This is a genomic window from Bradyrhizobium sp. PUT101 (genome assembly GCF_052043945.1).
Taxonomy (GTDB): Bacteria; Pseudomonadota; Alphaproteobacteria; order Rhizobiales; family Xanthobacteraceae; genus Bradyrhizobium.
In genome coordinates this window covers 1,473,244-1,494,753 of the sequence record NZ_CP197207.1, presented here as the reverse complement: position 1 = coordinate 1,494,753, position 21,510 = coordinate 1,473,244, and the positions used below count along the sequence as shown (strand labels likewise).

General features: G+C 63.6%; 23 protein-coding genes. 9 read left to right on the top strand and 14 right to left on the bottom strand.

Annotated features, from left to right (window positions below; all coding sequences use genetic code 11):
- Positions 1-87 precede the first annotated feature (87 nt).
- The 3 genes from ACSHT2_RS07225 to ACSHT2_RS07215 all read right to left on the bottom strand — a co-directional run bounded on the left by ACSHT2_RS07225 (position 88) and on the right by ACSHT2_RS07215 (position 3,283).
- Complete coding sequence (locus ACSHT2_RS07225) at positions 88-1,338, bottom strand: tyrosine-type recombinase/integrase (RefSeq protein WP_440640986.1); 1,251 nt, start codon at positions 1,336-1,338, stop codon at positions 88-90.
- Positions 1,339-1,643: 305 nt separating this feature from the next.
- On the bottom strand, positions 1,644-2,609 hold the full coding sequence (locus ACSHT2_RS07220) for a helix-turn-helix domain-containing protein (protein WP_440640985.1): 966 nt from the start codon (positions 2,607-2,609) through the stop codon (positions 1,644-1,646).
- A 377-nt stretch (positions 2,610-2,986) separates the two neighbouring features.
- Positions 2,987-3,283 carry a hypothetical protein gene (locus ACSHT2_RS07215; protein WP_440640984.1) on the bottom strand — a complete coding sequence of 99 codons (297 nt, stop codon included), beginning with the start codon at positions 3,281-3,283 and terminating at the stop codon, positions 2,987-2,989.
- A gap of 247 nt (positions 3,284-3,530) precedes the next feature.
- Here ACSHT2_RS07215 and ACSHT2_RS07210 point away from each other — a divergent pair, with 247 nt between their 5' ends.
- Together ACSHT2_RS07210 and ACSHT2_RS07205 are read left to right on the top strand one after the other, a co-directional pair.
- Complete coding sequence (locus tag ACSHT2_RS07210; RefSeq protein WP_440640983.1) at positions 3,531-3,941, top strand: DUF3775 domain-containing protein; 411 nt, start codon at positions 3,531-3,533, stop codon at positions 3,939-3,941.
- 39 nt (positions 3,942-3,980) lie between these two features.
- Positions 3,981-4,442: a host attachment protein gene (locus tag ACSHT2_RS07205; RefSeq protein ID WP_440640982.1), complete on the top strand. Its 462-nt coding sequence runs from the start codon at positions 3,981-3,983 to the stop codon at positions 4,440-4,442.
- A 24-nt stretch (positions 4,443-4,466) separates the two neighbouring features.
- Here the strand turns inward: ACSHT2_RS07205 and ACSHT2_RS07200 are convergent, their stop codons facing one another.
- On the bottom strand, positions 4,467-4,730 hold the full coding sequence (locus tag ACSHT2_RS07200; RefSeq protein WP_440640981.1) for a hypothetical protein: 264 nt from the start codon (positions 4,728-4,730) through the stop codon (positions 4,467-4,469).
- Between the two features lie 300 nt (positions 4,731-5,030).
- Between ACSHT2_RS07200 and ACSHT2_RS07195 the strand changes: the two genes are divergently transcribed.
- Together ACSHT2_RS07195 and ACSHT2_RS07190 are read left to right on the top strand one after the other, a co-directional pair.
- Positions 5,031-5,477 (top strand): hypothetical protein, encoded by a 447-nt coding sequence (locus ACSHT2_RS07195; protein ID WP_440640980.1) that lies wholly within the window; start codon positions 5,031-5,033, stop codon positions 5,475-5,477.
- 97 nt (positions 5,478-5,574) lie between these two features.
- Positions 5,575-6,447, top strand: coding sequence for a DMT family transporter (locus tag ACSHT2_RS07190; RefSeq protein WP_440640979.1), 873 nt, complete (start codon positions 5,575-5,577; stop codon positions 6,445-6,447).
- A gap of 232 nt (positions 6,448-6,679) precedes the next feature.
- Here the strand turns inward: ACSHT2_RS07190 and ACSHT2_RS07185 are convergent, their stop codons facing one another.
- The 3 genes from ACSHT2_RS07185 to ACSHT2_RS07175 all read right to left on the bottom strand — a co-directional run bounded on the left by ACSHT2_RS07185 (position 6,680) and on the right by ACSHT2_RS07175 (position 9,264).
- Positions 6,680-6,979 carry a histone gene (locus ACSHT2_RS07185; RefSeq protein WP_440640978.1) on the bottom strand — a complete coding sequence of 100 codons (300 nt, stop codon included), beginning with the start codon at positions 6,977-6,979 and terminating at the stop codon, positions 6,680-6,682.
- Between the two features lie 66 nt (positions 6,980-7,045).
- A complete protein-coding gene (locus ACSHT2_RS07180) occupies positions 7,046-8,485 on the bottom strand; it encodes a cryptochrome/photolyase family protein (protein ID WP_440640977.1) in 1,440 nt (479 codons plus the stop codon).
- Positions 8,486-8,604: 119 nt separating this feature from the next.
- Entirely contained in the window at positions 8,605-9,264 is a 660-nt protein-coding gene (locus ACSHT2_RS07175; protein WP_124157731.1) for a peroxiredoxin, read from the bottom strand.
- A gap of 393 nt (positions 9,265-9,657) precedes the next feature.
- On the opposite strand from ACSHT2_RS07175, the gene ACSHT2_RS07170 reads away from it, so the two are divergent.
- Complete coding sequence (locus ACSHT2_RS07170; protein ID WP_440640976.1) at positions 9,658-10,242, top strand: hypothetical protein; 585 nt, start codon at positions 9,658-9,660, stop codon at positions 10,240-10,242.
- A gap of 55 nt (positions 10,243-10,297) precedes the next feature.
- On the opposite strand, the gene ACSHT2_RS07165 is transcribed toward ACSHT2_RS07170, so the two are convergent.
- A complete protein-coding gene (locus ACSHT2_RS07165) occupies positions 10,298-12,151 on the bottom strand; it encodes an alkaline phosphatase family protein (protein WP_440640975.1) in 1,854 nt (617 codons plus the stop codon).
- 1,023 nt (positions 12,152-13,174) lie between these two features.
- A complete protein-coding gene (locus ACSHT2_RS07160) occupies positions 13,175-13,456 on the bottom strand; it encodes a hypothetical protein (RefSeq protein WP_440640974.1) in 282 nt (93 codons plus the stop codon).
- A gap of 303 nt (positions 13,457-13,759) precedes the next feature.
- On the opposite strand from ACSHT2_RS07160, the gene ACSHT2_RS07155 reads away from it, so the two are divergent.
- On the top strand, positions 13,760-14,206 hold the full coding sequence (locus ACSHT2_RS07155) for a hypothetical protein (protein ID WP_440640973.1): 447 nt from the start codon (positions 13,760-13,762) through the stop codon (positions 14,204-14,206).
- An 89-nt stretch (positions 14,207-14,295) separates the two neighbouring features.
- Here ACSHT2_RS07155 and ACSHT2_RS07150 read toward each other — a convergent pair whose 3' ends face one another.
- Positions 14,296-15,138 (bottom strand): GNAT family N-acetyltransferase, encoded by an 843-nt coding sequence (locus tag ACSHT2_RS07150; RefSeq protein ID WP_440640972.1) that lies wholly within the window; start codon positions 15,136-15,138, stop codon positions 14,296-14,298.
- A 114-nt stretch (positions 15,139-15,252) separates the two neighbouring features.
- Between ACSHT2_RS07150 and ACSHT2_RS07145 the strand changes: the two genes are divergently transcribed.
- From ACSHT2_RS07145 to ACSHT2_RS07135, 3 genes are all read left to right on the top strand, one after another.
- Positions 15,253-15,957: an SDR family oxidoreductase gene (locus tag ACSHT2_RS07145; RefSeq protein WP_440640971.1), complete on the top strand. Its 705-nt coding sequence runs from the start codon at positions 15,253-15,255 to the stop codon at positions 15,955-15,957.
- 84 nt (positions 15,958-16,041) lie between these two features.
- Positions 16,042-16,431, top strand: coding sequence for an ArsR/SmtB family transcription factor (locus ACSHT2_RS07140; protein ID WP_440640970.1), 390 nt, complete (start codon positions 16,042-16,044; stop codon positions 16,429-16,431).
- Positions 16,431-16,922, top strand: coding sequence for an SRPBCC family protein (locus tag ACSHT2_RS07135; RefSeq protein WP_440640969.1), 492 nt, complete (start codon positions 16,431-16,433; stop codon positions 16,920-16,922). The genes ACSHT2_RS07140 and ACSHT2_RS07135 overlap by 1 nt, the downstream gene beginning before the upstream one ends.
- Positions 16,923-16,991: 69 nt before the next feature.
- On the opposite strand, the gene ACSHT2_RS07130 is transcribed toward ACSHT2_RS07135, so the two are convergent.
- From ACSHT2_RS07130 to ACSHT2_RS07115, 4 genes are read right to left on the bottom strand one after another with little or no spacing between them, the layout of a single operon-like run.
- Positions 16,992-18,212, bottom strand: a complete 1,221-nt coding sequence (locus tag ACSHT2_RS07130) for an ABC transporter substrate-binding protein (RefSeq protein WP_440640968.1) — start codon at positions 18,210-18,212, stop codon at positions 16,992-16,994.
- Positions 18,213-18,227: 15 nt separating this feature from the next.
- Positions 18,228-19,214 carry a Bug family tripartite tricarboxylate transporter substrate binding protein gene (locus ACSHT2_RS07125; protein ID WP_440640967.1) on the bottom strand — a complete coding sequence of 329 codons (987 nt, stop codon included), beginning with the start codon at positions 19,212-19,214 and terminating at the stop codon, positions 18,228-18,230.
- 54 nt (positions 19,215-19,268) lie between these two features.
- Positions 19,269-20,465, bottom strand: coding sequence for a CaiB/BaiF CoA transferase family protein (locus ACSHT2_RS07120; RefSeq protein ID WP_440640966.1), 1,197 nt, complete (start codon positions 20,463-20,465; stop codon positions 19,269-19,271).
- Position 20,466: 1 nt separating this feature from the next.
- Positions 20,467-21,354 carry an IclR family transcriptional regulator gene (locus ACSHT2_RS07115; protein ID WP_440640965.1) on the bottom strand — a complete coding sequence of 296 codons (888 nt, stop codon included), beginning with the start codon at positions 21,352-21,354 and terminating at the stop codon, positions 20,467-20,469.
- Between the last annotated feature and the right edge of the window lie 156 nt (positions 21,355-21,510).

The window sequence follows — 21,510 nt, the reverse complement described above, 5'->3', positions numbered from 1 at the left end:
CCATTTAGAAGGGCGCTAGGATAACTGCTTCCGAACGAGCGAGGCACAAGCGCAAAGATATACCGCCCTCTGAAGTCAGTTGTTAGATCAAGCGGCTCGATCAGCAGCCTTCTCGGCTGTGGTGACTCTGCTTTGCAAGGTGCGGGCAATATATTCCGCGATGAAGTCGACTGCCTGTCGCTTCTCGGCCTGCATATCATATCGGTCGTAGGTCTTTCCGCTGCCGACAATCGCGTGATGCGTGAGTGCCTCCGTTGTGTCGCGCGGAATACCCATAGCGCGTGCCCAGGTCGTAGCTGATCGGCGCGTGTCGTGCGGAGACCATTCGGACATTTTTAGCTTCAGCCGAAGTCGGCGGACTGCTTGCGACAGCGCATGCCGATCAATCGGCTTATCGCCTTTGCCCCGAGTGGACGGGAAGACATACGGACTATCGTCGTACAGCCTTTCAGCCAGCGCCTGCTTGATCAGTTTTACGGCCTCAGCGCTCAGCGGGACTGAATGGGGTTTAGGCCGCTTCATTCGGGAGGCGGGTAGGTCCCAGCGCGGGGCGGGGCCGTCTAGATCGATTAGTTCGTCAAGGCGCATGCCTGAGACCTGCAAGGGGCGTTGTGCGGTCAAGAAGATCAGGCGAACAGCGATGCCCATCGCGACCGAAAACACGGCGTCGGGCGGCGTGACGAAGGCAGGCCAAACGGCCCTCAGCTCATCGTCGTTCAGAATGCGGTCTTCCTCCCGCTCTTTTCCGCCAACCTTGGGGATGCGGGCGAGGGGGTTGATGATTGTTTCGTCTTCGAGGTTGGCCCAATTGTACATGGTGCAGATTGACGCCTGGGTCTTATTGGCGTTGCGCACCGAGGTCGCGGCGAGCCCTCGAAGGAAGACGACCAGCTCTTTGCGGGTGATGGTGGATACGATCCGGGGACCGAATTCGGCCTTCGCCCGCTTCAGGACCCACTCGTCATCCTTCCACGATTTCTTGCGGGGTTTAGCGTATTCAGTGACGTAGCGGTCCGCCAGCCGATTGAAGGTCAGCTCATCGGCACCCACCGAGGCCTCTGTAGCCTCTCGCTGCGCCTCTGCAACAGGGTTGCGGCCCTCGTGCAGGTCAGCGTATCGGCGGTTAGCCGCGATCACTGCCTGCGCCAGCGTCATGAGAGGGTATTCCCCGAGGGTGATGCGCTGCATCTTCCCGTGACGCTTGAAGCGAAAGCAGAAGGTCTTTCGAGAAGCGGTCACCCGGATCGCCAATCCCTTGCAGGCGTCGTCCTTGACCTCGAAGCGCTCAGCCCCTTGGGCTTTGAGCGAGGCGATGTAACGGTCGGTAAAACGGGGCATCGGATTCCGGCTCCGGGGTTCGGCGCGCGGTTTCCCCGGGAAACTTTTGCACCAAGATCGGCTTGTTCGTTCCTGTTCTGTTTAAGACAAGCCTGGAGACGGCGTCAATTAAAGTGCCGTAAGATCAATGCGTTAGATGGACGGCCTTAGATGAGCTAAGACAGCGCTGGATTCTAAATTTTTGGGATTTCGATTCCGAGGGTCGGAGGTTCGAATCCTTCCGAGCGCGCCAGTCCTCCGTTGTTCTAGATATGTTCCGGAGCGGCGTTGATGCCGGATCACGGTCGCGGGGCCTGCGGCGTCAATCAGCCTGCCGGGACACCGCTTCGCCGGCCGCGTGCCAGCGTGTCGGAGGGAGCCTCGTGGAATATTGCGCGGTAGGCTGCGGCAAATTCACCGAGATGGTGGAAGCCGTGGGCGCGTGCGCAGGTGGCGACGGTGACGCCGCCGCCCTTGAGCAGGCGGACGCGAGTCGCCCACAGCCTTTTCAGGCGAATGTACTGGTGTAGGCTCATGCCGCGCACCTTGCCGACGGCGCCGCCGAGCGTCCGGATCGAGACGCCAAACTCCCGGGCGAGATCGGCTGTATAGATCGGCGCGGTGGGATAGGCCGCGATGTAATCGTCGATGTGCTGCACGAGCTTGATCGCTCGCCCGCCCTGGACCGAGGTGCTCCGATCTGGGATCGAATCGATCCGGAATAGATCGTCGAGCGCGAGCAGCAGGCCTTCCTGGAGATGGGCCGCAACCTCGGTGGCTTCGAACAGGCGCGGCTGCATTGACGCGGTGCGCAGGATATCGAGCAGGAGTTGTCGTGTGTGCAGCAGGGCGGGCCGGTTCGCGACATGGACCCGCAAATCGTCGACGTGGTCAAACCAGCCCCGGTCTCTCAGCGCCGGGGAGAAGATGATCATGGCATGATGATTGGTCCGCGGCTCGACGAAATGGCATCCATCGTTGCCGCGGAGCGCTACGAAGAAGCGGGCGTCGAGATCCACTCCCTTGAAGTTGACCTGAAGGTCGTCGGTCATGGACAGGATCACCATCCCGCCCGGCATGCGATAGGCGGTGTCGAGGATGCGCGCGAACGATCTCATCATGATGATGCGGCACGCCGGCAGGGAGACGACGGCGCGGGCCGCCGCGAAGCTCGGGATGTCGAGCGGAATGCTTCTCGCATCCTCCATCATCTCGATCGGCCGAAACGCGTCGACGTCGGAAAAGCCGATCAGTTGAAGGGCGGAGGATGGGGCGAGTTCGTCGAACAACATGGTTCTGACCGGCGCTGAAATAGGACAATCAAATGAACGTCGATGCACCATCAATGGCGAAACATCGCGTTTCAGTAAACCGGATTCCAGGCCGTAGTATTGCGGACATCATGCCATGAAGTCCGCCGGATCAACGCCACCGTCAACGTTCCCGCTGCCGTATACGCGCGTGACGCGCGAAAGGCGCAAAGCTCAGTCGCTCGTGTCTGCTGCATCCCCGAATGCGTCTACACGTTCATGCCTGACAGCATTGAAAGCATGACGAATCGGCCGATTTCATCTTTGATCTAGATCAGATCGGTAATGGCTCCAAGCCGATGGCAGCCGCCAAGACATGATCCCGCAAAAACGAAGGGGCCCGAGGGCCCCTTCAAACGTCACCAGCGGCGATAGCCGCGATAACCGTAATGGCGCGGACCGTAGTACCGTGGACCACCGTAATAGCGCGGCGGCCCATAGTACCGTGGGCCGTAATACGGCCGCGGCCGGTAGTACCCGTAGTAGTTCGGGCGCCACCAGCACTGCCCCCAGGCGTTGCAGACCATGCGGACCTGCTCGACGCCGGAGACCTGCGGTATCGCAGGCGCGGGCGCGATGGGCATGGCGGATGCCGCCGACGATGCCGCGAGGGCGCCGAACAGGGTCGCGGCGACGAGGCCAGTCTTGAGATTCATGATGTCTTCCTCCACTTACGCGATGCAGGATATCGAAGTTGTTCTGATCAAATTGTGGCGGAGCCGAAATGTAATACTGATGAATAGACCTTCAGCGAGCTGGCCCGGCCCAACCCGCCAGCTGGCTTGGCCGTAGAGCAATGCCGTGCCTTAGACGTTGATCCTGCGCAATTCGCAAGTCTGCCTTGGCTTTAGTGTTGCCGATATGGCAGCGGCGTGGTGCCTGCTGCCGGACAAGGTGAGCTGGATGCGAGTCATTCCAAATCTGTCGATCTCGCCGGAGAAGGTCTTCTTCGTCATCTCGAAGTCGCGCCGGTCCGACAGCGAAGCGGCCGGAAGCGGAGTCATCCCGGACTCCGGTGACGACGACATGAGCTACGGCCGCGGCGGCCGCGGCGAAACCACCGATCGTGCGGAGCTTGCGGGCTTCATCCGCGATCTCAATGTCGACGAGCAGATTGATCTCGTGGCGCTGACCTGGCTCGGCCGCGGCGACGGCGATCTCTCCGATTGGCGCGAACTGCGCGCTCAGGCCGCACAGGCGCACAACCCGCGCACGGCCTCCTACCTGATCGGCACGCCCATGCTCGCCGATTATCTGGAAGAAGCGATGGCGCAATTCGGCGAGTCCTTCGAGGAATTCGAAGAGCAGCTCTGATGCCGAAGCGGCATCTGCAAGTGTCAAGGAGAAGTTGTGATGAACAAGATGAGAATGGAAAAGGGTGACTGGCTGGTCGTGTGCGACGGGCGCAAGGCGCTGATTCTGGAGAATCTCGGCGACGACAAGTTTCCGAATCTCCACACCAGAGAAGTGCATGAGCAGCCCAACCCCTCGACCACCGCGCAAGGCAGCGATGCGCCGGGCCGATTGCACCCGGCGGCCGGCGGGGCGCGCAGCTCGGTCGAGCAGACCGATTGGCACGATGAGGCCGAGCGCGCCTTCTTGCGGGGACTGGCCGGCCGTCTCGATGCTGCCGTCAGCTCCGGCGAGACCAAGGCCCTGACCATGGTGGCCTCACCGCGCGCGCTCGGCATGATCCGCGCCGATTATTCGGACGTCGTGCGCAAGGCGCTTCAGGGGGAGGTCAGCAAGGATCTCGTCAAGCTGCCGGTCTACGAGATCGAGAAGCAATTGCTGCTGTCGGGCGCCGCGAAATAGGGCACCCGCAGAGGGCGCGGCGCCTCAGTGGCAGGGGTGCCGCCGGCCGTCCTGGCCGATATAAGCGGCCGCGCTGCGATAGCAGGAGTTGGTCGACGGACCGTCGTAATAGGCGAAGGTGCCGGGGGTGATGCCGGGTCCGTAATTGTGCAGGTAGCTGATCGGGTAGGGCAGCGCGTTGGCATAGGAGCGGTGGTGCCGGTGATGTCCGTGCGCCTCCGCAAGGCCAGGGGCCAGGATTGCAGCCGTCAGGGCCGCAACCGCGGCTACAAGCGTCAACTTGCTCATCTCGATTCTCCAGAACCCGCTCGAACAGATCAGCTATTTATAGCAATTTCGAGCGGTGAGGCATCGCTGCGGAGGCTCGAAATCATGGCCAGTCCCGCAGATTTCCGGGTGGGTGTGACAGAATTGCCGGACATGCGGTCGAAAGCTGCCCATTTTTGGCCTTTTCGGGATGCTTAACGGATTCCCCACACAAGTATGACCAAAGAGTATTCTGGTAAGAATCCTGTCGCCGGCCCCAGGGATCATTTGTGGGTCCTTCGAGGCCGGTTCATTCCTGAAGGCCATCGCCGTTACCTCGCCATGCGCATCACGCTTCTGAGCCTGCTGTTGCTCTCCTTCGCTGCCGCTACGCCCGCGCGGGCCGAACTGCACATCACCCGCGACCATGGCGGCTATGTCGAGGAGTACAAGGCCAAATACAAGCGCGTGCGCGAGAAAGGCGAGCGCGTCATCATCGACGGCATCTGCAATTCGGCCTGCACGCTGGTGCTCGGCATCGTGCCGATGAACAAGATCTGCGTGACGCCGCGCGCGAGCCTCGGCTTCCACCAGGCCTATTACGACAAGGCGTTCACCTTCGGCATCAAGGTCACCAGCGCCGAAGGCACCTCCGATCTCATGTCCTACTATCCCGACAAGGTGAAGGACTGGATTCGTCGCAATGGTGGGCTCACCACCGACATGAAGAAGATCAAGAACGGCGTCGAGCTCTGGAAGATCATCAATCCCTGTCCGGAAGAGTGGTGATCAGCTGAGCCAGGCCGCTGTGATCCGCCGCAGCGCAGCATCGTCCGGATGAAATTCGCATTGCCGCATGGCCTCCACTGAGGCAATGAGGGCGGCAATGAACCATAATCAAGAAAACCTGACCGCCCGCGCCGCGCCGATCCTGTTCGTCCTGCTCTGGAGCACCGGATTCATCGGCACCAAATACGTCGTCAACAATGCCGATCCCTTGACCTATCTCGCCATCCGCATGGCGATCGTGGTTGGCCTGATGGCGATCATCGCAGGGATCGCGCGGCCGAAATGGCCCGACCGGATTGGCATCGCGCACAGCGGGGTCGCCGGCATTCTCGTCCACGGCTTCTATCTCGGCGGCACCGCCATCGCGATCGCGCATTCGATTCCGGCCGGCCTGTCCGCTCTGATTCCGGGACTGCAGCCGATCCTGACCTCGACCATCGCCAATCGCTGGCTCGGCGAGAAGGTGACGCCGGTGCAATGGGCCGGCCTCGTCCTCGGCCTCGGCGGCGTCGTGCTGATCCTGCACAACCGTCCCATGACCGGCGAAGCCGGGCTCGGCTGGCTTGCCTCGGTGGTCTCGCTGATCAGCATCACGCTCGGTACGCTCTATCAGCGCCGCTACTGCAACAACATCGACTGGCGAGCCGGCAATCTCGTGCAATACGTTGCCGTCACCATTTTCTTCGCGATCGGGGCATTCCTGTTCGAAGACCGGGTGGTGCACTGGACACAGGAGTTCGTGCTCGCGCTCGCCTGGCTCGCTGTGGCGCTCTCGATCGGTTCGATCGGGCTGTTGTACTGGCTGATCCGCCACGCTGCAGCAACCTCGGTCGCGAGCCTGTTCTACCTCGTGCCCGCCGTCACCGCGCTGATGGCCTATCTGCTGTTCGGCGAAAGACTCGATGCGCTGGCGATTGCCGGCATGGCGATGTGCGCGGCGGCGGTGTTCGTCGTCAACCGGCGCTTCTAAAGCGTGATGCGATTAGGATGAGTCGTCATCTCGCTTTAGGTTGTTGTTTAAGCATGATCTTTTCGGAAAACCGCCGTGCACTTTTCCGGATCATGCTTTAGGCGGACAGGGCGGGGGGTCGGAATACATCCCTGCTGAGCAGGGCACGTTCGCCGTCAGCTGGACCGGCGCGGCGATCGGGCAGGTCTCCAGGCGCGTGTCCACTCCCGGAGACCTGTTCTGAGCGTCGTGATCAGCGCTTCGCCTTCTTGGCTTTCTTCTTCTTGACGGCTTTCTTGGCGGCTTTTTTCGCAGATTTCTTGCCGGCCTTCTTCACGGTCTTCTTGGCCGCTTTCTTCGAGGATGTCTTCGCCTTCTTGGCCTTCTTCTTGGCTTTCTTCTTGGACGTCTTCTTCGGGCCTACTTTCTTCGCGACCTTCTTGGCGGCTTTCCTGACTTGCTTGACGGCGTTGACCGCCGCGTCCTGGGTCGCATCCACGGCGCTGGTGATCGTGTCCATCGCCTGTTCGGTGATCGGCTTTTCGTCGTCCATATCGTCCCCCGCGGTTTGACAGGAGCGATGACGATAGCGGGTTTCGAAATTGTGTCAAAGCATCGCTCAACCTCTGCGGATCTGTGCGTAGGCGGCGAGCGCACGCTCGCGCCCCCTGGCATGATCGACGATCGGCTGCGGATAGGTCTTGCCGAGCGTGACGCCCGCGCTCGCAAGCTCGATCGGCGTTGCCTGCCAGGGCTGGTGGATCAGCTTGGCCGGCACGTTCTTCAGTTCCGGCACCCAGCGCCGAACGTAGGCGCCATCCGGATCGAACTTCTCGCCCTGAAGCACCGGATTGAACACGCGGAAATAGGGCGCAGCGTCCGCGCCGCAGCCGGCGACCCACTGCCAGTTGGCGGGATTGCTGCCGGGGTCCGCATCGACCAGCGTGTCCCAGAACCAGGCTTCCCCCTCGCGCCAGTCGATCAGCAGGTGCTTGACCAGGAAGGAGGCGACCACCATCCGTACCCGGTTGTGCATCACGCCGGTGTGCCAGAGCTCGCGCAGACCGGCATCGACGATCGGGTAGCCGGTGCGCCCGCGCCGCCAGGCAGCGAGCGCCTTGCTATCGCGCGTCCACGGGAAGCCATCGAAGTTCGTCTGCAGGTTTTCGGTGGCGAGGTCGGGATGGTCGTGGAGGAGGTGGCGGCAGAATTCGCGCCAGCCGAGCTCACTCAGAAATTTTTCGATGCCCGGCTCGAGCGCCGGATCTTCGGCCACCGCGAACCGCGCAGCGTGCCACACCTGGCGCGGGCTGAGCTCGCCGAACCTCAAGTGCGGCGATAGCCGTGAGGTGCCGTCCCGGTCCGGGCGGTCGCGGTCGCCGACATAGCCGCGTGCGGTGTGCTTGAGGAAGTCGCGCAGGCGCTCTCGTGCAGAGGATTCCCCCGGGGTCCATGTTTCGCGCAGGCCTTCGGCCCAATCAGGCTTGCTCGGCTCCAGTCCCCAACTCTCCAGTCCGTCCCCGGCGATCTTCGACGCCGGGCCCAGTTGCCTCGGAGCCGGCAGCGGTTTTGGTGGATCACCAAGCGACAACGCGCGCCGCCAGAACGGCGTGTACACGCGCAAGCCCCGGCCCTCCTTGTTGCGGATCGCCGAGGGCGGGACCAGGAGGTCGCCGGGGAAGCTTTGCGAGCCCACGCCGAGCCTGACCAGTGCTGCTTCGAGTTGTCGCTCGGCTGCCCGATGCGGCGCCTGCGCGATCCCATTCCAGTAGACGCCGCGGGCGCCGATCTCGCGCGCCAATTCGGCGATGACCGTGGCCGCCGCTCCCCTGCGCAGGACGAGCGATCCGCCGCGCACGGCGATCGCGGCACCGAGCGCCCGCAGCGATTGCGCCAGCCACCAGCGCGCCGCGCCGCCCGGCGATCGCCCGACGCTGTCGTCGAGGACATAGAGGCAGACCACCGGCGCACCGGTTTTCACCGCGGCGTGGAGGGCGGGGTGGTCGGACAGACGAAGGTCATCGCGGAACCAGACGATGACCGGCTGCGGGCTTGGCATAGTCGGGAGCGCATCTCGCTGAGCAGGTTCTCAATATACGAGACACACGAGCAAAGTTTCATCAGCAGATCATCCCGAGGATACGGACCCCGGGATGATGCTCGCCGATCAAGCCGAAATCACTTCGGCTGCGGCACGATGCGGAGGTAGGGTTTCGGCTCCTTCCAGCCCTGCGGGTAGATCGTCTTGGCCTCGTCGTTGGAGACCGAACCCGCGATGATGACGTCATCGCCCTGGGTCCAGTCGGCCGGGGTCGCGACGCGATGCTTGGCGGTGAGCTGGAGCGAGTCGATGACGCGCAGGATCTCCTGGAAGTTCCGCCCCGTGGTCATCGGATAGACCAGCACCAGCTTGATCTTCTTGTCCGGCCCGATGATGAAGACGTTGCGGACGGTCTGGTTGTCGGCGGCGGTACGCTTGAGGGGATCGCCCGAGATCGCGGCCGGCAGCATGCCGTAGAGCTTCGAGACGTTGTAATCGGTGTCGCCGATCATCGGGTAATTCGGCGCGGCGCCTTGGGTCTCCTTGATGTCTTCCGACCATTTGGCATGGTTGTCGACGGGATCGACCGAGAGCCCCATTAGCTTGACGCCGCGCTTGTCGAATTCCGGCTTCAGCCGGGCGAGCGCGCCGAGCTCGGTCGTACAAACCGGCGTGAAGTCCTTCGGGTGCGAGAACAGGAGCGCCCAGCTGTTGCCGATCCAGTCGTGAAACTTGATCTTCCCTTCGGTGGTCTCGGCTTCGAAGTCGGGTGCGGTAGCGCCGATCGGAAGTGTCATGATTTTACCTCATCGCATTGAATTTACTGGAAGATTCTTCTCTGGCCGTCGTCCTCAGTATAGGGCCCTTACAAGGCCAAGTGAACGACAACTGAACCGGCTCAAGTAAAATGTGAATTCCTTCCTTGAAGGGCCGATTTCCGGGCAACTTATTGTTACAGCGGCACCTGCGTCGAAACATCCCCATCCGGGGTCAGACGGTCTCGCTCGCCCCGATAAAGCCTTTTATGACTTCCATCACGCTCGCCCGGCGCGTCCCGGAACCAAAATGGTCCTGACAGCGACCAATTGGCAACCATCTAGAAAAGTCGCGATCCCCGTATCGAATCGTTAACCACCCCTTTACGCCGGCATGAAAATGCTGGCCGGTCAGAAGAAATCTGGAAGTGAACTATGTCTGCCGCTGTGCCCAAGTCCGCTGAGAAGTCTGTTGAGTTGCCGTCCCTCGAACCGTCCTGCCGCGATACCGCGGCTCATGCACTCTCCATCGTGCGGGACGGCGTGATCACGGGCGAAGGCCCGACCACCAGGGGCCGTGTCCACTTCTCCCGCTCGCTCGATGCCGATGACACCGCCTGGTGCCTGCGCATCCTGACCGCGACCGCCGTCAACGACCAGCCGGTCAGCCGCGCTGAAGCCGAAGTCCTGTTCGAGATCAACGAGGCTGCGACCGAGCGGACCGATGGCGGCCGGTTCGACGACCTGCTCGCCAAGGCGGTTGCCCACTACGCGGCGAGCGCCTCGGGCTTGAAGGTGCCGCCGCGGAGCGTGGCTCTGTCGGCCGACACCGAGATCGAGAGCTGGGCGCCGTCCTATGCCTCCAAGGTCAACAGCGAGATGCTGGAGTGGATCGCCGGCCAGATGCGCGGCAAGCGCCAGAACAACCGTCGCCTGATGGCGATGGTGGCGACCTTCGTCGGCGCCACTGCGCTGCCTCTGGCGGGCCAGTTGCCGAACGTGTTCGACATCGGGATGTAAGAAACTGGGCATGTAAGATTTGTGCGTCACTCGAGGACGCGAGAGAACGGCGGGGTCATTTCCCCGCCGTTTTTTGTTTGCCGGCTTCAGGCTCGAGCCCGAGCGTGCGGCCGGGGAAGCCGGCGGCATCGAAATAGCGCTGGCTGCCGACGCGCTGGAAGTTCAGCACTGTCATCAGGCCGCCCTCGGCGGGCTTCGACTTCAGCGTGCCGACATGAGCCTTCGGCACGATGCCGTTGGGCATGGCCTCCGACATCACGCGGCCGATCAGGCCGCCGTTCTGCGAGCCGCGCAGGCCCATCAGCCGGGCGGCCGTCATGCCGACGTCGGCATTGCTGACCGGAATCTCGTCGACATAGCCCGCCTTGAAGTCCGGACCGATCGCGGCCATGAAGTTCATGGTGTCGCCGCGGCTGAAGCTGCCATGCATGCCCTGGCCCTGGCGCAGCACGGTATCGGCGACCTGCACCGAGCAGTTGGTCGGCGCCTCGCCGCAATGGCTGGCGTAGGAGCGGAAGTTGACGACGATCGACGGCGTCGGCGTCGCCGATTTGCCGCGCAGGTTGATGCTCGACAGCGGCAGCGTCCCGGGGAAGCGGCCGAGCGAGTCCTCGACGAACAGGCCGGAGACGTAGTCCTGTTCGAGCAGTGCCTTGATCGTCTTCGCCGCCAGCTTCTTGTCCTTGTTCGGCAGATAGATCAGATCTGAGCCGCCATTGGTGGCGACGACGAGATCGGGCTTGGTGGGATCCTTGCCGAGCACGCCGTTGCCGGCCCTGGGATGCCTGTTGCCTTCGACCTTCGCGTTCTTGTCGTTGGGATCGAACAGCGGCAGGTCGAGCGCCTTCGCAAGGTCGAGGGCCAAGAAGCCCATCGGCAAGAAATCCTTCGACGTGTCGTCAAAGCTGACCTTGGCCGAGGGGCTCGACTTGCTCTCCTTGGAGATGGTCGAGAAGCCGTGATCTGCGGAGACGATGATGTTGGTCGAGGCCGCGAGCCCGAGCTCGTCGAGCGCCTTCCGGAGCTGGGCGAGGTTGGTGTCGGCGTTCCTGATGCCGGCCATCGAGGTCGGCCCGTTGATCCCGGGCATGATCTGGTTGAGGCTGTCGCCGGTATTGTGCTGGCTGCCATCAGGGTCGCGCGACCAGAACACCAGCACGAATGGCTTGTTGCGCGCCTTGAACATCGGCAGCACCACCTTGGTGGCGACGTCGGAGAAATAGGCCTGCTGCGCGACGTTGGCGACCGTCGTGCCCGGCGTCCTGGCATTGCCCGCCTTGGAGTTGTCGCCGCGCGGCGGCGTGGCGAGGGGCAGGCCGGCCTTGGTCAAGGCGGCCTTCACCTCGTCCGACAATGCGACACCGTTCTTGCCGCCGGTGGAATCGTCGAACACGATCGAATGCTGGCCGGGCTTTTCAGGCTTGTCGGTGTGGTCGAATTGGTAGGTCGGGCCGACCTTGCCGATCGCCGCGGTGCTCAGCCCCTTGTCGCGAGCCATCTTCAGAATGGTCTCTTCGTTGAGGTAGTCGCCCTTGAAATGCTCGTCGATGTCGCCGAGCACGGCGTCGTTCTCGATGAAGGGGACGACGGTGTCACCTGCGGGTGCGGAGATGTAATTGGTCCAGATCGTGTTGGAGAACACGCCGGTGTCGCCGAGATAGTGGCCGGTCGACATCGCCGAGCCGTTGGCCATGGTGAAAGTCGGGAAGAGCGAATGCGGGTTCTTGAAGTTGACGCCCTTGTCGCGGACTTCGGCCATCGCCGGCGCCGTCTCCGTTGTGACCTTCAGCGCGCGCAGGCCGTCGGGAATGAATAGGATCAGGTTGCGGGGCGTGTTGTTCTGGGCAGAGGCAAGTCCGGTGGACAGCACTGTCAGCCCGGCGGACAGCAACACCAGTGAACGGCGCATCAATTCTCTCCTGCGGTGAGGCGGCGTGGCCGCGACCTCGGCCCCGGAGCTTCGTTTAGTTTCGCTGGATGACAGTCTTGTTACAAGGCCCATCGCCGCTGCAAGGGCTGGGGAGGGGGCGATCACTCTGTGTCCCGGACGCGCTGCAACGCCCCAAGCGTTGACGGCACCCGGCAGGGCGCGCCGATGACAGGCTCCGTGAAGCAATCGAGAATCCCGCAGCGGAAAGACTCTGGATTGCTTCGTCGCAAGGGCTCCTCGCAATGACGGAGTGCGCGGTTGGCCACCGTTGCTCCTTTAGCTCGCGCCTTCATCGCAGACACACCTTCGTATCCTCGCGGCGCATCTCGCCCGAGCTTTGCTTCGTTGTCTCACCTCAAATGAAAGAGGGCACAGGGAAGACCGGGTGCCGGCCAGGCACCCACGGTCCACTGTGCGAAGGTTGCGCTACGAGAAGCTGCACAGCGGCATACAGGTGGAGCCAAACATCCGGCCTTCCCTGCGCAGTGGTTTGACGGCTTATGTCGTGCTCTCCCCGGGGAGCGATGCACTATTGCCCCCGTCGCCTTGCGGATGACTGACGATGCGAGCCCGGTCGGGCCGCAACGTCACCGCAAGACTTGGCGCACAGACCCCGGGCGCCAGGACCACACGATTTTGCCGTACGCTGATGGCACCGGTCGTATGCGCGACGACCTTGCTCACGGTCTCCCGCCCTGCAAGCCCGTTCGCGCCAACGCCATCTGCGTCCACCGCCGCCCGGCCCGCGTTCGTGACGATCGCGATACGCCCCTCTTCCTTGGGCCGGGTTGCGGCGACACATACGCCGTTTCCGAATTTCGGTAAAGTGGAATGTTTTCGGCGAGGCGCCTTGACCGATGGTTTGGGTGTTTTGCCGTCGGGCAACGCAACGGATTGTGCCCGGAGATTCGCCCCGGTGCGGTCGGCTGCGCTAGCAGCAGGATCGCTGACGCACGAAGGCCCACCGTCCGTTGCGGACGGTGGGCCGCACGTCAAGCAGCCTTACCAGCGATATCTGCCGGTCAGCGTGCCGTTGTTATTCCCGCCAGGGCCGACATCACCCTGCGTCGAACTCGGAGTTGGATGATTGGTGCCGTTGAGTGCGCCATACGGCCCGGCAACGTCCGGATAGTATGCGCGCGGCTGAACCGGTTCATAGGCGGGCGCAGTGCGGTCCCAACCCGCGGACGGTCTGTTCCAGTCGTAGCCCTGCGCCGAGGCGGCGGCAGTGCCCGCGACCAGCGATGCCGTGATCAGACCGAGAAGTTTTGACTTGTTCTGCATTGGAGATGTTCCTTGCTTGTGTGTGGCCAACTTGCTTGTGTGGGGCCAACGGTTGCAATGCGGGAGCGTTCCGGACGCATGGGCCGGGGGCGGTCACCTCCGATCAACTGGTTATGATGCGCCTGCCGCGGAACGAAGTGGCTGAAGTGTAGATGCGAATCCCGGGCGTTCTGCCGCACCATGTTCCCCGTTAATCGCGTGCCTTAACCAATAGTTAAATATATGTTTGCGGGTGGGCGGCAGCCCGGCCTAGCCTCTTGCGGGGAGCCGCTATCGCGAAGCCAAACGAGTGTGGTGCGTATCATGATTGCCAGATCACATGGGGCGCTGTTCGCCTCGCTCAGCGCAGCCGCGCTGCTCCTGACTGCAAGTGACAGTTCTGCCGGACCCGCTGTCGCCGCGGCGCCCGGCGTCGTTGCCACCGTGCCGCCGGTTGGAGCACGTCCGCCGATCGCGCTGGGCGCCCGGTTCCATCGCCGCAGCGCTCCGTGGGTCTATTGGCCGGGCGGCGGCGGCTTCTTGTATGATGGCGCTGGCTACAGCCAACCCTTTGTTGATGCCGCCCAGCCACTCTCCAGCGACGTGCGTTACACCTACACCTACGATGTTCCCTGGGACTGGACGCATCGCTACCCGCCGAACGTCGTGCCGTCCAACCGGCCCTATGTGCCGAGTTGCCCGACGGAGCAGGTGACGGTGCCCGGCCGCGGCGGCAGCGAGCACACCGTCAACATCATGCGCTGCTACTGAAGGGCTTAGTTGGCATTCGACGGATGATCTTTTCGGGAAAGCCGCTTCACGCTTTGCGCTAGCGCGGCCCTTCGGGTCGGGATTATGCTTTAGCCCAGCTCGAAGCTGGTCACGCCGAAGACGCGGTCGAGCCGCAGCGGTACGATCGGCCCCGTGTACATCCGTGCCGTCTCGAACACCGGCTTGAGGCCGAGCGCCTCCGCGAGCGCGATCGCCTCGCGATTGATGGCGGGGACATCGAGGAAGACCTCGCCGCCGCCCGCGCTTCCGACCAGGGCCTGCACGACCACATCCGCTGCCGCGCGGTCGTCGGCGATGAGCGGGCCGATCTTGTGGCCCGTCCGGCACGGACGGATCAGGCCCCATGCCGCGAGCTTGCCCTCGCGCAGCAATGCGCGGCCAATGTGACCTGGTGTGTTGATCCAGGCGCGCAGGAAGGCGCTGCGCGCGGCAGGGAACACGGTGGCGTCATCAGCTTCAACGATTGCAAATGGGATCTTGTCGAGGGTGACGACGCCGGCAGGTGGCCTCGGTGGCGCCGCCACGACGCCGCCATAGCGGATATTGGCGTAAGCGAGCTGGAAGCCGGACCTCTTGTAATTGTCCTGCTGCGCCACGACGCCGTCGAGCCCGATCACGCGCGCGCCTGCATGCGCGATGGCTGCGTTCCAAATGCGCAGGCCATGGCCCGCGCCGCGAAAGCGCTGGCGCACGATGTAGAAGCCGAGGAAGGCGAAGCGGTCGTCGTAATTGACGCAGGAGACGGTCGCGACCGGCTCGCCGTCTATTTCGCCGACGAAAAAGCCTTGCGCATCGGGGACAGCGAAGCAGGCGGCATCGGCAAGGCCCGGATTCCATCCCTCGGCCGCGGCCCAGTCGACGGCGAGGGCGATTTCGTCGGGGCGCAGATTGCGGATCTGCAAATCACTCATCTCGAGTCGCTCATGATGGATGCCTTCGAGCATGGACCTGTCGAGAGGTCTGGCTGTAGAAGGCCTCATGATAGTCCGAGCCTGCGGCTCGCCTCAACACAGGGATGATCGGTCATGGCAGCAGAGAAGGTTGCGCTCGTTACCGCCGGCGGCAGCGGCATGGGGGCGGGGGCCGCGCGGCGGCTGGCCGCGGACGGGTTTCGCGTCGCGATCCTGTCGTCCTCCGGCAAGGGCGAGGCGCTGGCCGCCGAGCTCGGCGGCTGCGGCGTCACCGGCTCGAACCAGTCGAACGACGATCTGAAGCGCCTCGTCGATGCCGCGATGGCGAAGTGGGGGCGGATCGACGTGCTCGTCAACAGCGCCGGGCACGGGCCGCGTGCGCCCATCACCGAGATTACCGACGAGCAGTGGCACGCCGGCCTCGACACCTATCTGCTGAACGTGATCCGCGCGACGCGGCTGGTGACGCCGGTGATGCAGGCGCAGAAGGGCGGTGCCATCATCAACATCTCGACGGCCTGGGCGTTCGAGCCAAGCGCGATGTTCCCGACCTCGGCGGTGTTCCGCGCGGGCCTTGCCGCCTTCACCAAGATCTTCACCGACACCCATGCGGCGGACAACATTCGCATGAACAACGTCCTGCCGGGCTGGATCGACAGCCTGCCGCAGCTGGACGCGCGCCGCGACAGCGTGCCGCTGAAGCGCTACGGCAAGGTCGAAGAGATTGCGGCGACGATTTCGTTCCTCGCTTCCGATGGGGCGGCCTACATCACCGGCCAGAACATCCGCGTCGACGGCGGCCTGACGCGCTCGGTCTGAGGCGGCGACTGCGCCTCCAAAATTACTTAGCTTCTGAGCTAACAATCATTGACGTCGCATGGCAGCGGCGCTATAGTTAGCTTCATGGCTAACCAATCGTCCCGCCTCGACCATGTTTTCGCAGCGCTCGCCGATCCGACGCGGCGGGCGATCGTGATGCGGCTCTGCGATGGCGAGGCGTCGGTCGGCGAGCTCGCCAATCCCTTCGACATGGCGCTGCCGAGCTTCATGAAACACATCCACGTGCTGGAGACGAGCGGGCTCGTTCTTTCGGAAAAGTCCGGCCGGGTGCGCACCTGCCGTCTCAGTCCGGAGGCGCTTGTCGGCGCGGAGGATTGGTTCCAGCAGCAGCGCGCGATCTGGGAGGCGCGGCTCGACCGCTTCGAGGCCTACGTGATGAAGCTCAAGAAAGAGAAGGAGAGGGCGGGCGCAAAGCGGCCGTCCCGAACAACCAAACGGAAAGGTTCCGAGTGATGACCAATTCTGCCAATCCCGCCCTGTCGCAATGGTCGCTTGACCGCGAGATCGTGATGTCGCGCGTGATCGACGCGCCGCGCGATCTGGTATTCGAGGCGTGGTCCGACCCGAAGCATCTGCCGCAATGGTTCGGGCCGAAAGGATTCAAGGTCGAGACCTTCGAGATCGACGTGCGGGTCGGCGGCGTCTGGCGCTTCAACATGATCGGACCCGACGGCACGGTGTATCCGAACCGCATGCGGTTCCGCCGCATCGAGCGACCTTCTCTGATGGAGATGGATCACGGCCTCGACCAGGGTGATGATCCCGGCATGTTCCGCTTCACCGTCACCTTTGCCGAGCAGAGCAACGGCAAGACCGTTCTGATGATGCGCCAGCTGGCCTCGAGCACCGAGCAGCGCGACGGCATGATCGGCTTCGGCGCCGTCGAATACGGCTACCAGACGCTGGACAAGCTCGCGGTGTATGTGGCGGGGATGAAGCGTTAAGCCAGCCGTCATGGCCGGGCTTGACCTCGGCAAGCCCGGCCGTGATGGGGAGAGGCGGTGTGCTCCGCCTCACTCTTTCGCCTCGTCCGTCACGATGTCGCCGAGCTTCTGCCAGCGCAGGCCGTCGAACTGCACCATCTGGAACTGCTTGTTGACCCGATAGTCGGTCGGCGAGGTCGTGACCGAGATCCCCGGCAGCGTCAGGTCGAGCTCGACCTTCTTGAGGTTGGCCGCCTGTCGCATGACGTTGTCGCGGGTGAGATCGTCGCCGCACTGCTTCAGCACCTGCACCAGCAGCTGCGCGGTGATGTAGCCGTAGACGTTCAGGTTCGAGTCCTTGTCGCCGTCAGGATAGTACTTGGCCATGAAGGCGAAATAGCGCTTCATGCCGGGATCGTCCTTCCATTCGGGATCGGCGGCATCCTTGACGTAGCCGACGCTGATCACGCCCTTCGAGTTGTCGAGCCCAGCGGGCTTGAGCACGGCGCTGACCGAGGAGGCGTTGATGTCGATGATGTGCAGCGGCTTCCAGCCGATCTCGGCGACCTTCTTGATCGCTTGGGCCGCCTGCTTCGGGGTCGTCGCGCTGAACAGCACGTCGGCACCTGCATCCTTCAACCGCAAAATCTGCGAGTCGATCGTCGGCTCGGTGATCTCGTAGGAGGTCTCGGCCACGACCATGTTCGCCTTCTCGCCGAGGCCGGCCTTGAGGCCGGCGAGATAATCCTTGCCGAGGTCGTCGTTCTGGTAGAGCACGCCGATCTTCGCGTTCGGGTGGTTCTTCAGCAGGTACTGCGCGTAGATGCGGCCTTCGACGAGGTAGGACGGGTTGAAGCCCATGGTCCAGGGGAAGTTCTTGGGGTCGGTGAAGCGCGCCGCGCCGGTCGCGGCGAAAAGCTGCGGGATTTTCTTGGCGTTGAGATATTTCTGGACGGCGACGTTCGGCGCCGTGCCGATGATCTGGAACGTCAGCAGCACTTCGTCGCTTTCGACCAGCCGGCGGGTCTGCTCCACCGTTTTCGGCGGCGAATAGGCGTCGTCATACTGGATCAGCTCGATCTTGCGGCCGTTCACGCCGCCCTGGTCGTTGATCATCCTCATATAGGCGGCCTGGGTCTTGCCGATCACGGCGTAGGCCGAGGCCGGGCCGCTGAGCGGCACGGTCTGACCGACCTTGATCGCGGTATCGGATGCGCCGGGGTCGTATTTCTTCTGCGCCTCCGCTGCCGTGATCGAGAGCGTGAGCAGGAGCGCGGAGGCCGCGATGCGGCTGACGAGAACGTTTTTCATATTTCCCCCTTTTCGTTATTCGCCCTTGAGGCCGGCGTCGCGGATCAGCTTGGTCCACTTCTGCGTCTCGTTGTCGATGAACCGGCCGAACTCGGCCCCGGTGCCGGCGCGCACTTCGAGGCCCTGAGCGGTCAGCTTGTCCTTGATCGCGGGTTCGGCGAGCGCGCGCAGGACCTCGGCCTGGAGCTTGTCGACGATCGCGCGCGGCGTCGTGGACGGCGCCATGAAGCCGTACCACCCGGCGGCGGCGACGTTGGGAAAGCCTTGCTCGCGCAGCGTCGGCGCCTGCGGGTAGAGCGCGCTGCGCTCGGCCGAGGCGACACCGAGCACGATGAACTTGCCGCTCTGGATGTAGGGCAGGGCGGTCGGTAGCGCCGTCAGCGTCGCATCGACGCGGCCGGCGAGCAGCTCGGTGTAGGAGGCCGCATCGCCGCGGAACGGGATGTTCAGCCCCTTGACGCCGGCGTCGCGGAACAAAAGCTCTCCGGCAAGGTGCGGCTGCGAGCCCGCCCCCGGAGAGGCGAAGGTCAGCCCATCCGGCTTTGATTTGCCGTAGGCGATCAACTCGGGCAGCGTCTTGAACGGCGCGTCGGCACTGATGATAAGGAACAACGGCGCGATCACGGCCATCGCGACCGGCTGCAGATCCTTGCGGTCATAGGTCAGCTTGCCGAACAGCGCCTCGGCGGTCGCGTAGGGCGCCGCGACGTACAGGATCGTGTAGCCGTCGCCCGGCGCATGGGCGACCATGTCGTTGGCGATGCGCGTGCCGGCACCCGGCTTGTTCTCGACGATGAACTGCTGACGCAGGCTGCGGCCGAACTCCTCGGCCAGCAAGCGCAGCGAGATGTCGTTGGAGCCGCCTGGCCCGTAGGGCGAGATCAGCCGCACCATGCGCGTCGGCCAGGCGTCCTCGGCATGCGCTGCCAAGCCTGATCCTGCTGCAAGGCCGCCTGCGAGCGTGCCCAGCAGGGTTCGGCGTGTGACCTTGAATGATGCCACTGTTTTCTTCCTCCCTATTTTCTTCTCTGCTTTTTATTGGTCTTCTTGTTGCGTTCAGATCACCTTTCGCTCGGTGAGCCTTTCGACCTCCTGGTCGGAAAGGCCGAGCCAATTCCGAAACACCTCGTCATTGTCCTGGCCGACGTCGCCGGCGGCGTGGCGCATTTGCGCGGGATCATTTGCGAAGCGCGGGACGACATTGGTCATGGCGACCGTGCCGAAATCCCGGTCGGCAACGCGGGTGATGACCTCGCGCGCTTTCACCTGCGGGTCGTCGGCGATCTGGTCGATCGAATAGATCGGGGCGAGCGTGCCTTGCGCGGCATTGAATCGCGCGAGAACCTCGTCGAGGGGATGGGCGCCACACCAGCCGGCGAAGATGCTGTTGAGCTCGGAAGCGTGCTGGACGCGCCGGTCGTTGCTGGCAAAGCGCGGATCGGTGATCAGGTCGGGCCGTTCGATCGCCCGGCAGTTCGCGGCAAAGAGGGCGTTGGTCGAACCTGCCAGCGTCACCCAGTGATCGTCGCTGGTGCGAAACACGGCGGCCGGGGCCGAATAGCCGTTGGCATTGCCGATGCGGCTGCGAACGGTGCCGAGCTGATCGTGCTCGATGGCGAGCACGTCGAGCAGGCGGAAGGTCGCTTCGGTCAGCGAAAGATCGATCTCCTCGCCGGGAGCGTCGGGGTCGCGCGCCCGCTTCCAGAGCGCCGCGAGCACGCCGACGGCGCCGAACAGGCCGCCAATCGAATCCCCGATCGGGTATCCCGGATGGGTCGGCTCGCCCTCGCTCTCGCCGGTGATGTAGGTCAGTCCGCCCATGGCCTCGAAGATGCGGGCGAAGCCGGGGCGCTCGCGATAGGGCCCGTCCTGCCCGAAGGCGGTGGCGCGCAGAATCACGAGGCGCGGCTGGATCGACCACAGCACCTCCTTGGGAAGGCCCCAGCGATCCAGCGTTCCCGGACGAAAATTCTCGATCAGCACGTCGAAGCGCGGAAGGAGCTGCTTGAACAGCGCAAGTCCTTCCGGAGTGCGCAGATCGAGCGTCGCGAACTTCTTGTTGCGGTTGGCGGCCTTCCACCACAGCGGCTTGCCGTCCTTGAACGGCGGAAACGACCGCACGCCGTCGCCGTGCCCGGGCATCTCGATCTTGAGCACGTCCGCGCCGTAGTCGGCCAGCAGCGTGGCAGCGAACGGCGCGGCGATGATCGTCGCGATGTCGAGAACCTTCAATCCTTCGAGCGGCCCAGCCATGTCATGTCCCGCCGCTTGTGATCTTCTTGGTTTTGCGCGGCGGCGTCGTGGGCTCGGCATGCCCGACGATGGCGCGGATGCTGTCGGCGAGCGCCGCGATGCGCGGACCGATCTCGCCCTCGAGCTGACCTGGCTGGAGCCGGAAGGCGGGGATGCCGCAATTGATCGAGAACGACTGCTTCGATTCGCTCGCATGAAACAGCGGCGCGGCGACGGCATGGATCGAGGCCATGTACTCGCCCCAGCAGGTGCAGAAGCCACGGTTTTTGCATTGCGCGATCCCGGCGCGGTACTTGTCCCGGACCGTCGACCACAGCTCAGCGTCTTCGGCGGCGATGTTCCGTTCCAGCCGGTCTGCATCGGCCGGCGGCAAGGTCGACGCCGCGGCGCGGCCCATGGCGGTCATCACGACGGGAATGGGCATGCCGATGTCGGGCACGTGCGGGCCGACATCGCCGGAGCGCGCGGTCTCCACATAGATCATCGAGGTGGCATCGAGCAGGCCGATCGAGACCGTGCCGCGGACGCCATGGGCCAGCTCCTGCATCATGGGCCGCGCCACCTGGCGGAATTGCATTCCGGCTAGCAGGGGATGCGCCATCCGCAGCGCCCGCGCACCGACGCGGTACTTCGCCCGTTCGGCGTCGTAACGGAGGTAGCCAAGCTCGGCCAGCGTATGGGTCAGCCTCGCCACTGTCGGCCGCGGGATGCCCGTCAACGTCGACAGCTCCATGTTGCCCAGCAGCGTGCTCCCGGCCTTGAACGCCTCCAGCACGACGAGCCCTTTTGCCAGCGTCGTGGCGAAAGCGGCGTCGTCGGCGCTCTCCGCCAGCACGGCTGCGGCGGAGGAGAGCGGAAGTCGCGTCTTGGATGAGCTAGTCGGGGCCATTCCCAAGTATCAGACGGCTGCAGCTTGAATGTCCAATAGATTCGCTAAAGCTACGAAAATTGTCCGATATGTGGACGTCGTTTGTGCTCGTCACTTCCCTGAGAGGCATCTCTGGAAGGACCGAACAGACAGATTTTTGTCGCGATTGCATGCCGT

Bases quoted from the DNA above. Each gene is read 5' to 3' on its own strand.
- ACSHT2_RS07225 (WP_440640986.1), bottom strand. From the start codon at position 1,338: ATGCCCCGTTTTACCGACCGTTACATCGCCTCGCTCAAAGCCCAAGGG.
- ACSHT2_RS07220 (WP_440640985.1), bottom strand. From the start codon at position 2,609: ATGTTGTTCGACGAACTCGCCCCATCCTCCGCCCTTCAACTGATCGGC.
- ACSHT2_RS07215 (WP_440640984.1), bottom strand. From the start codon at position 3,283: ATGAATCTCAAGACTGGCCTCGTCGCCGCGACCCTGTTCGGCGCCCTC.
- ACSHT2_RS07210 (WP_440640983.1), top strand. From the start codon at position 3,531: ATGCGAGTCATTCCAAATCTGTCGATCTCGCCGGAGAAGGTCTTCTTC.
- ACSHT2_RS07205 (WP_440640982.1), top strand. From the start codon at position 3,981: ATGAACAAGATGAGAATGGAAAAGGGTGACTGGCTGGTCGTGTGCGAC.
- ACSHT2_RS07200 (WP_440640981.1), bottom strand. From the start codon at position 4,730: ATGAGCAAGTTGACGCTTGTAGCCGCGGTTGCGGCCCTGACGGCTGCA.
- ACSHT2_RS07195 (WP_440640980.1), top strand. From the start codon at position 5,031: ATGCGCATCACGCTTCTGAGCCTGCTGTTGCTCTCCTTCGCTGCCGCT.
- ACSHT2_RS07190 (WP_440640979.1), top strand. From the start codon at position 5,575: ATGAACCATAATCAAGAAAACCTGACCGCCCGCGCCGCGCCGATCCTG.
- ACSHT2_RS07185 (WP_440640978.1), bottom strand. From the start codon at position 6,979: ATGGACGACGAAAAGCCGATCACCGAACAGGCGATGGACACGATCACC.
- ACSHT2_RS07180 (WP_440640977.1), bottom strand. From the start codon at position 8,485: ATGCCAAGCCCGCAGCCGGTCATCGTCTGGTTCCGCGATGACCTTCGT.
- ACSHT2_RS07175 (WP_124157731.1), bottom strand. From the start codon at position 9,264: ATGACACTTCCGATCGGCGCTACCGCACCCGACTTCGAAGCCGAGACC.
- ACSHT2_RS07170 (WP_440640976.1), top strand. From the start codon at position 9,658: ATGTCTGCCGCTGTGCCCAAGTCCGCTGAGAAGTCTGTTGAGTTGCCG.
- ACSHT2_RS07165 (WP_440640975.1), bottom strand. From the start codon at position 12,151: ATGCGCCGTTCACTGGTGTTGCTGTCCGCCGGGCTGACAGTGCTGTCC.
- ACSHT2_RS07160 (WP_440640974.1), bottom strand. From the start codon at position 13,456: ATGCAGAACAAGTCAAAACTTCTCGGTCTGATCACGGCATCGCTGGTC.
- ACSHT2_RS07155 (WP_440640973.1), top strand. From the start codon at position 13,760: ATGATTGCCAGATCACATGGGGCGCTGTTCGCCTCGCTCAGCGCAGCC.
- ACSHT2_RS07150 (WP_440640972.1), bottom strand. From the start codon at position 15,138: ATGAGTGATTTGCAGATCCGCAATCTGCGCCCCGACGAAATCGCCCTC.
- ACSHT2_RS07145 (WP_440640971.1), top strand. From the start codon at position 15,253: ATGGCAGCAGAGAAGGTTGCGCTCGTTACCGCCGGCGGCAGCGGCATG.
- ACSHT2_RS07140 (WP_440640970.1), top strand. From the start codon at position 16,042: ATGGCTAACCAATCGTCCCGCCTCGACCATGTTTTCGCAGCGCTCGCC.
- ACSHT2_RS07135 (WP_440640969.1), top strand. From the start codon at position 16,431: ATGACCAATTCTGCCAATCCCGCCCTGTCGCAATGGTCGCTTGACCGC.
- ACSHT2_RS07130 (WP_440640968.1), bottom strand. From the start codon at position 18,212: ATGAAAAACGTTCTCGTCAGCCGCATCGCGGCCTCCGCGCTCCTGCTC.
- ACSHT2_RS07120 (WP_440640966.1), bottom strand. From the start codon at position 20,465: ATGGCTGGGCCGCTCGAAGGATTGAAGGTTCTCGACATCGCGACGATC.
- ACSHT2_RS07115 (WP_440640965.1), bottom strand. From the start codon at position 21,354: ATGGCCCCGACTAGCTCATCCAAGACGCGACTTCCGCTCTCCTCCGCC.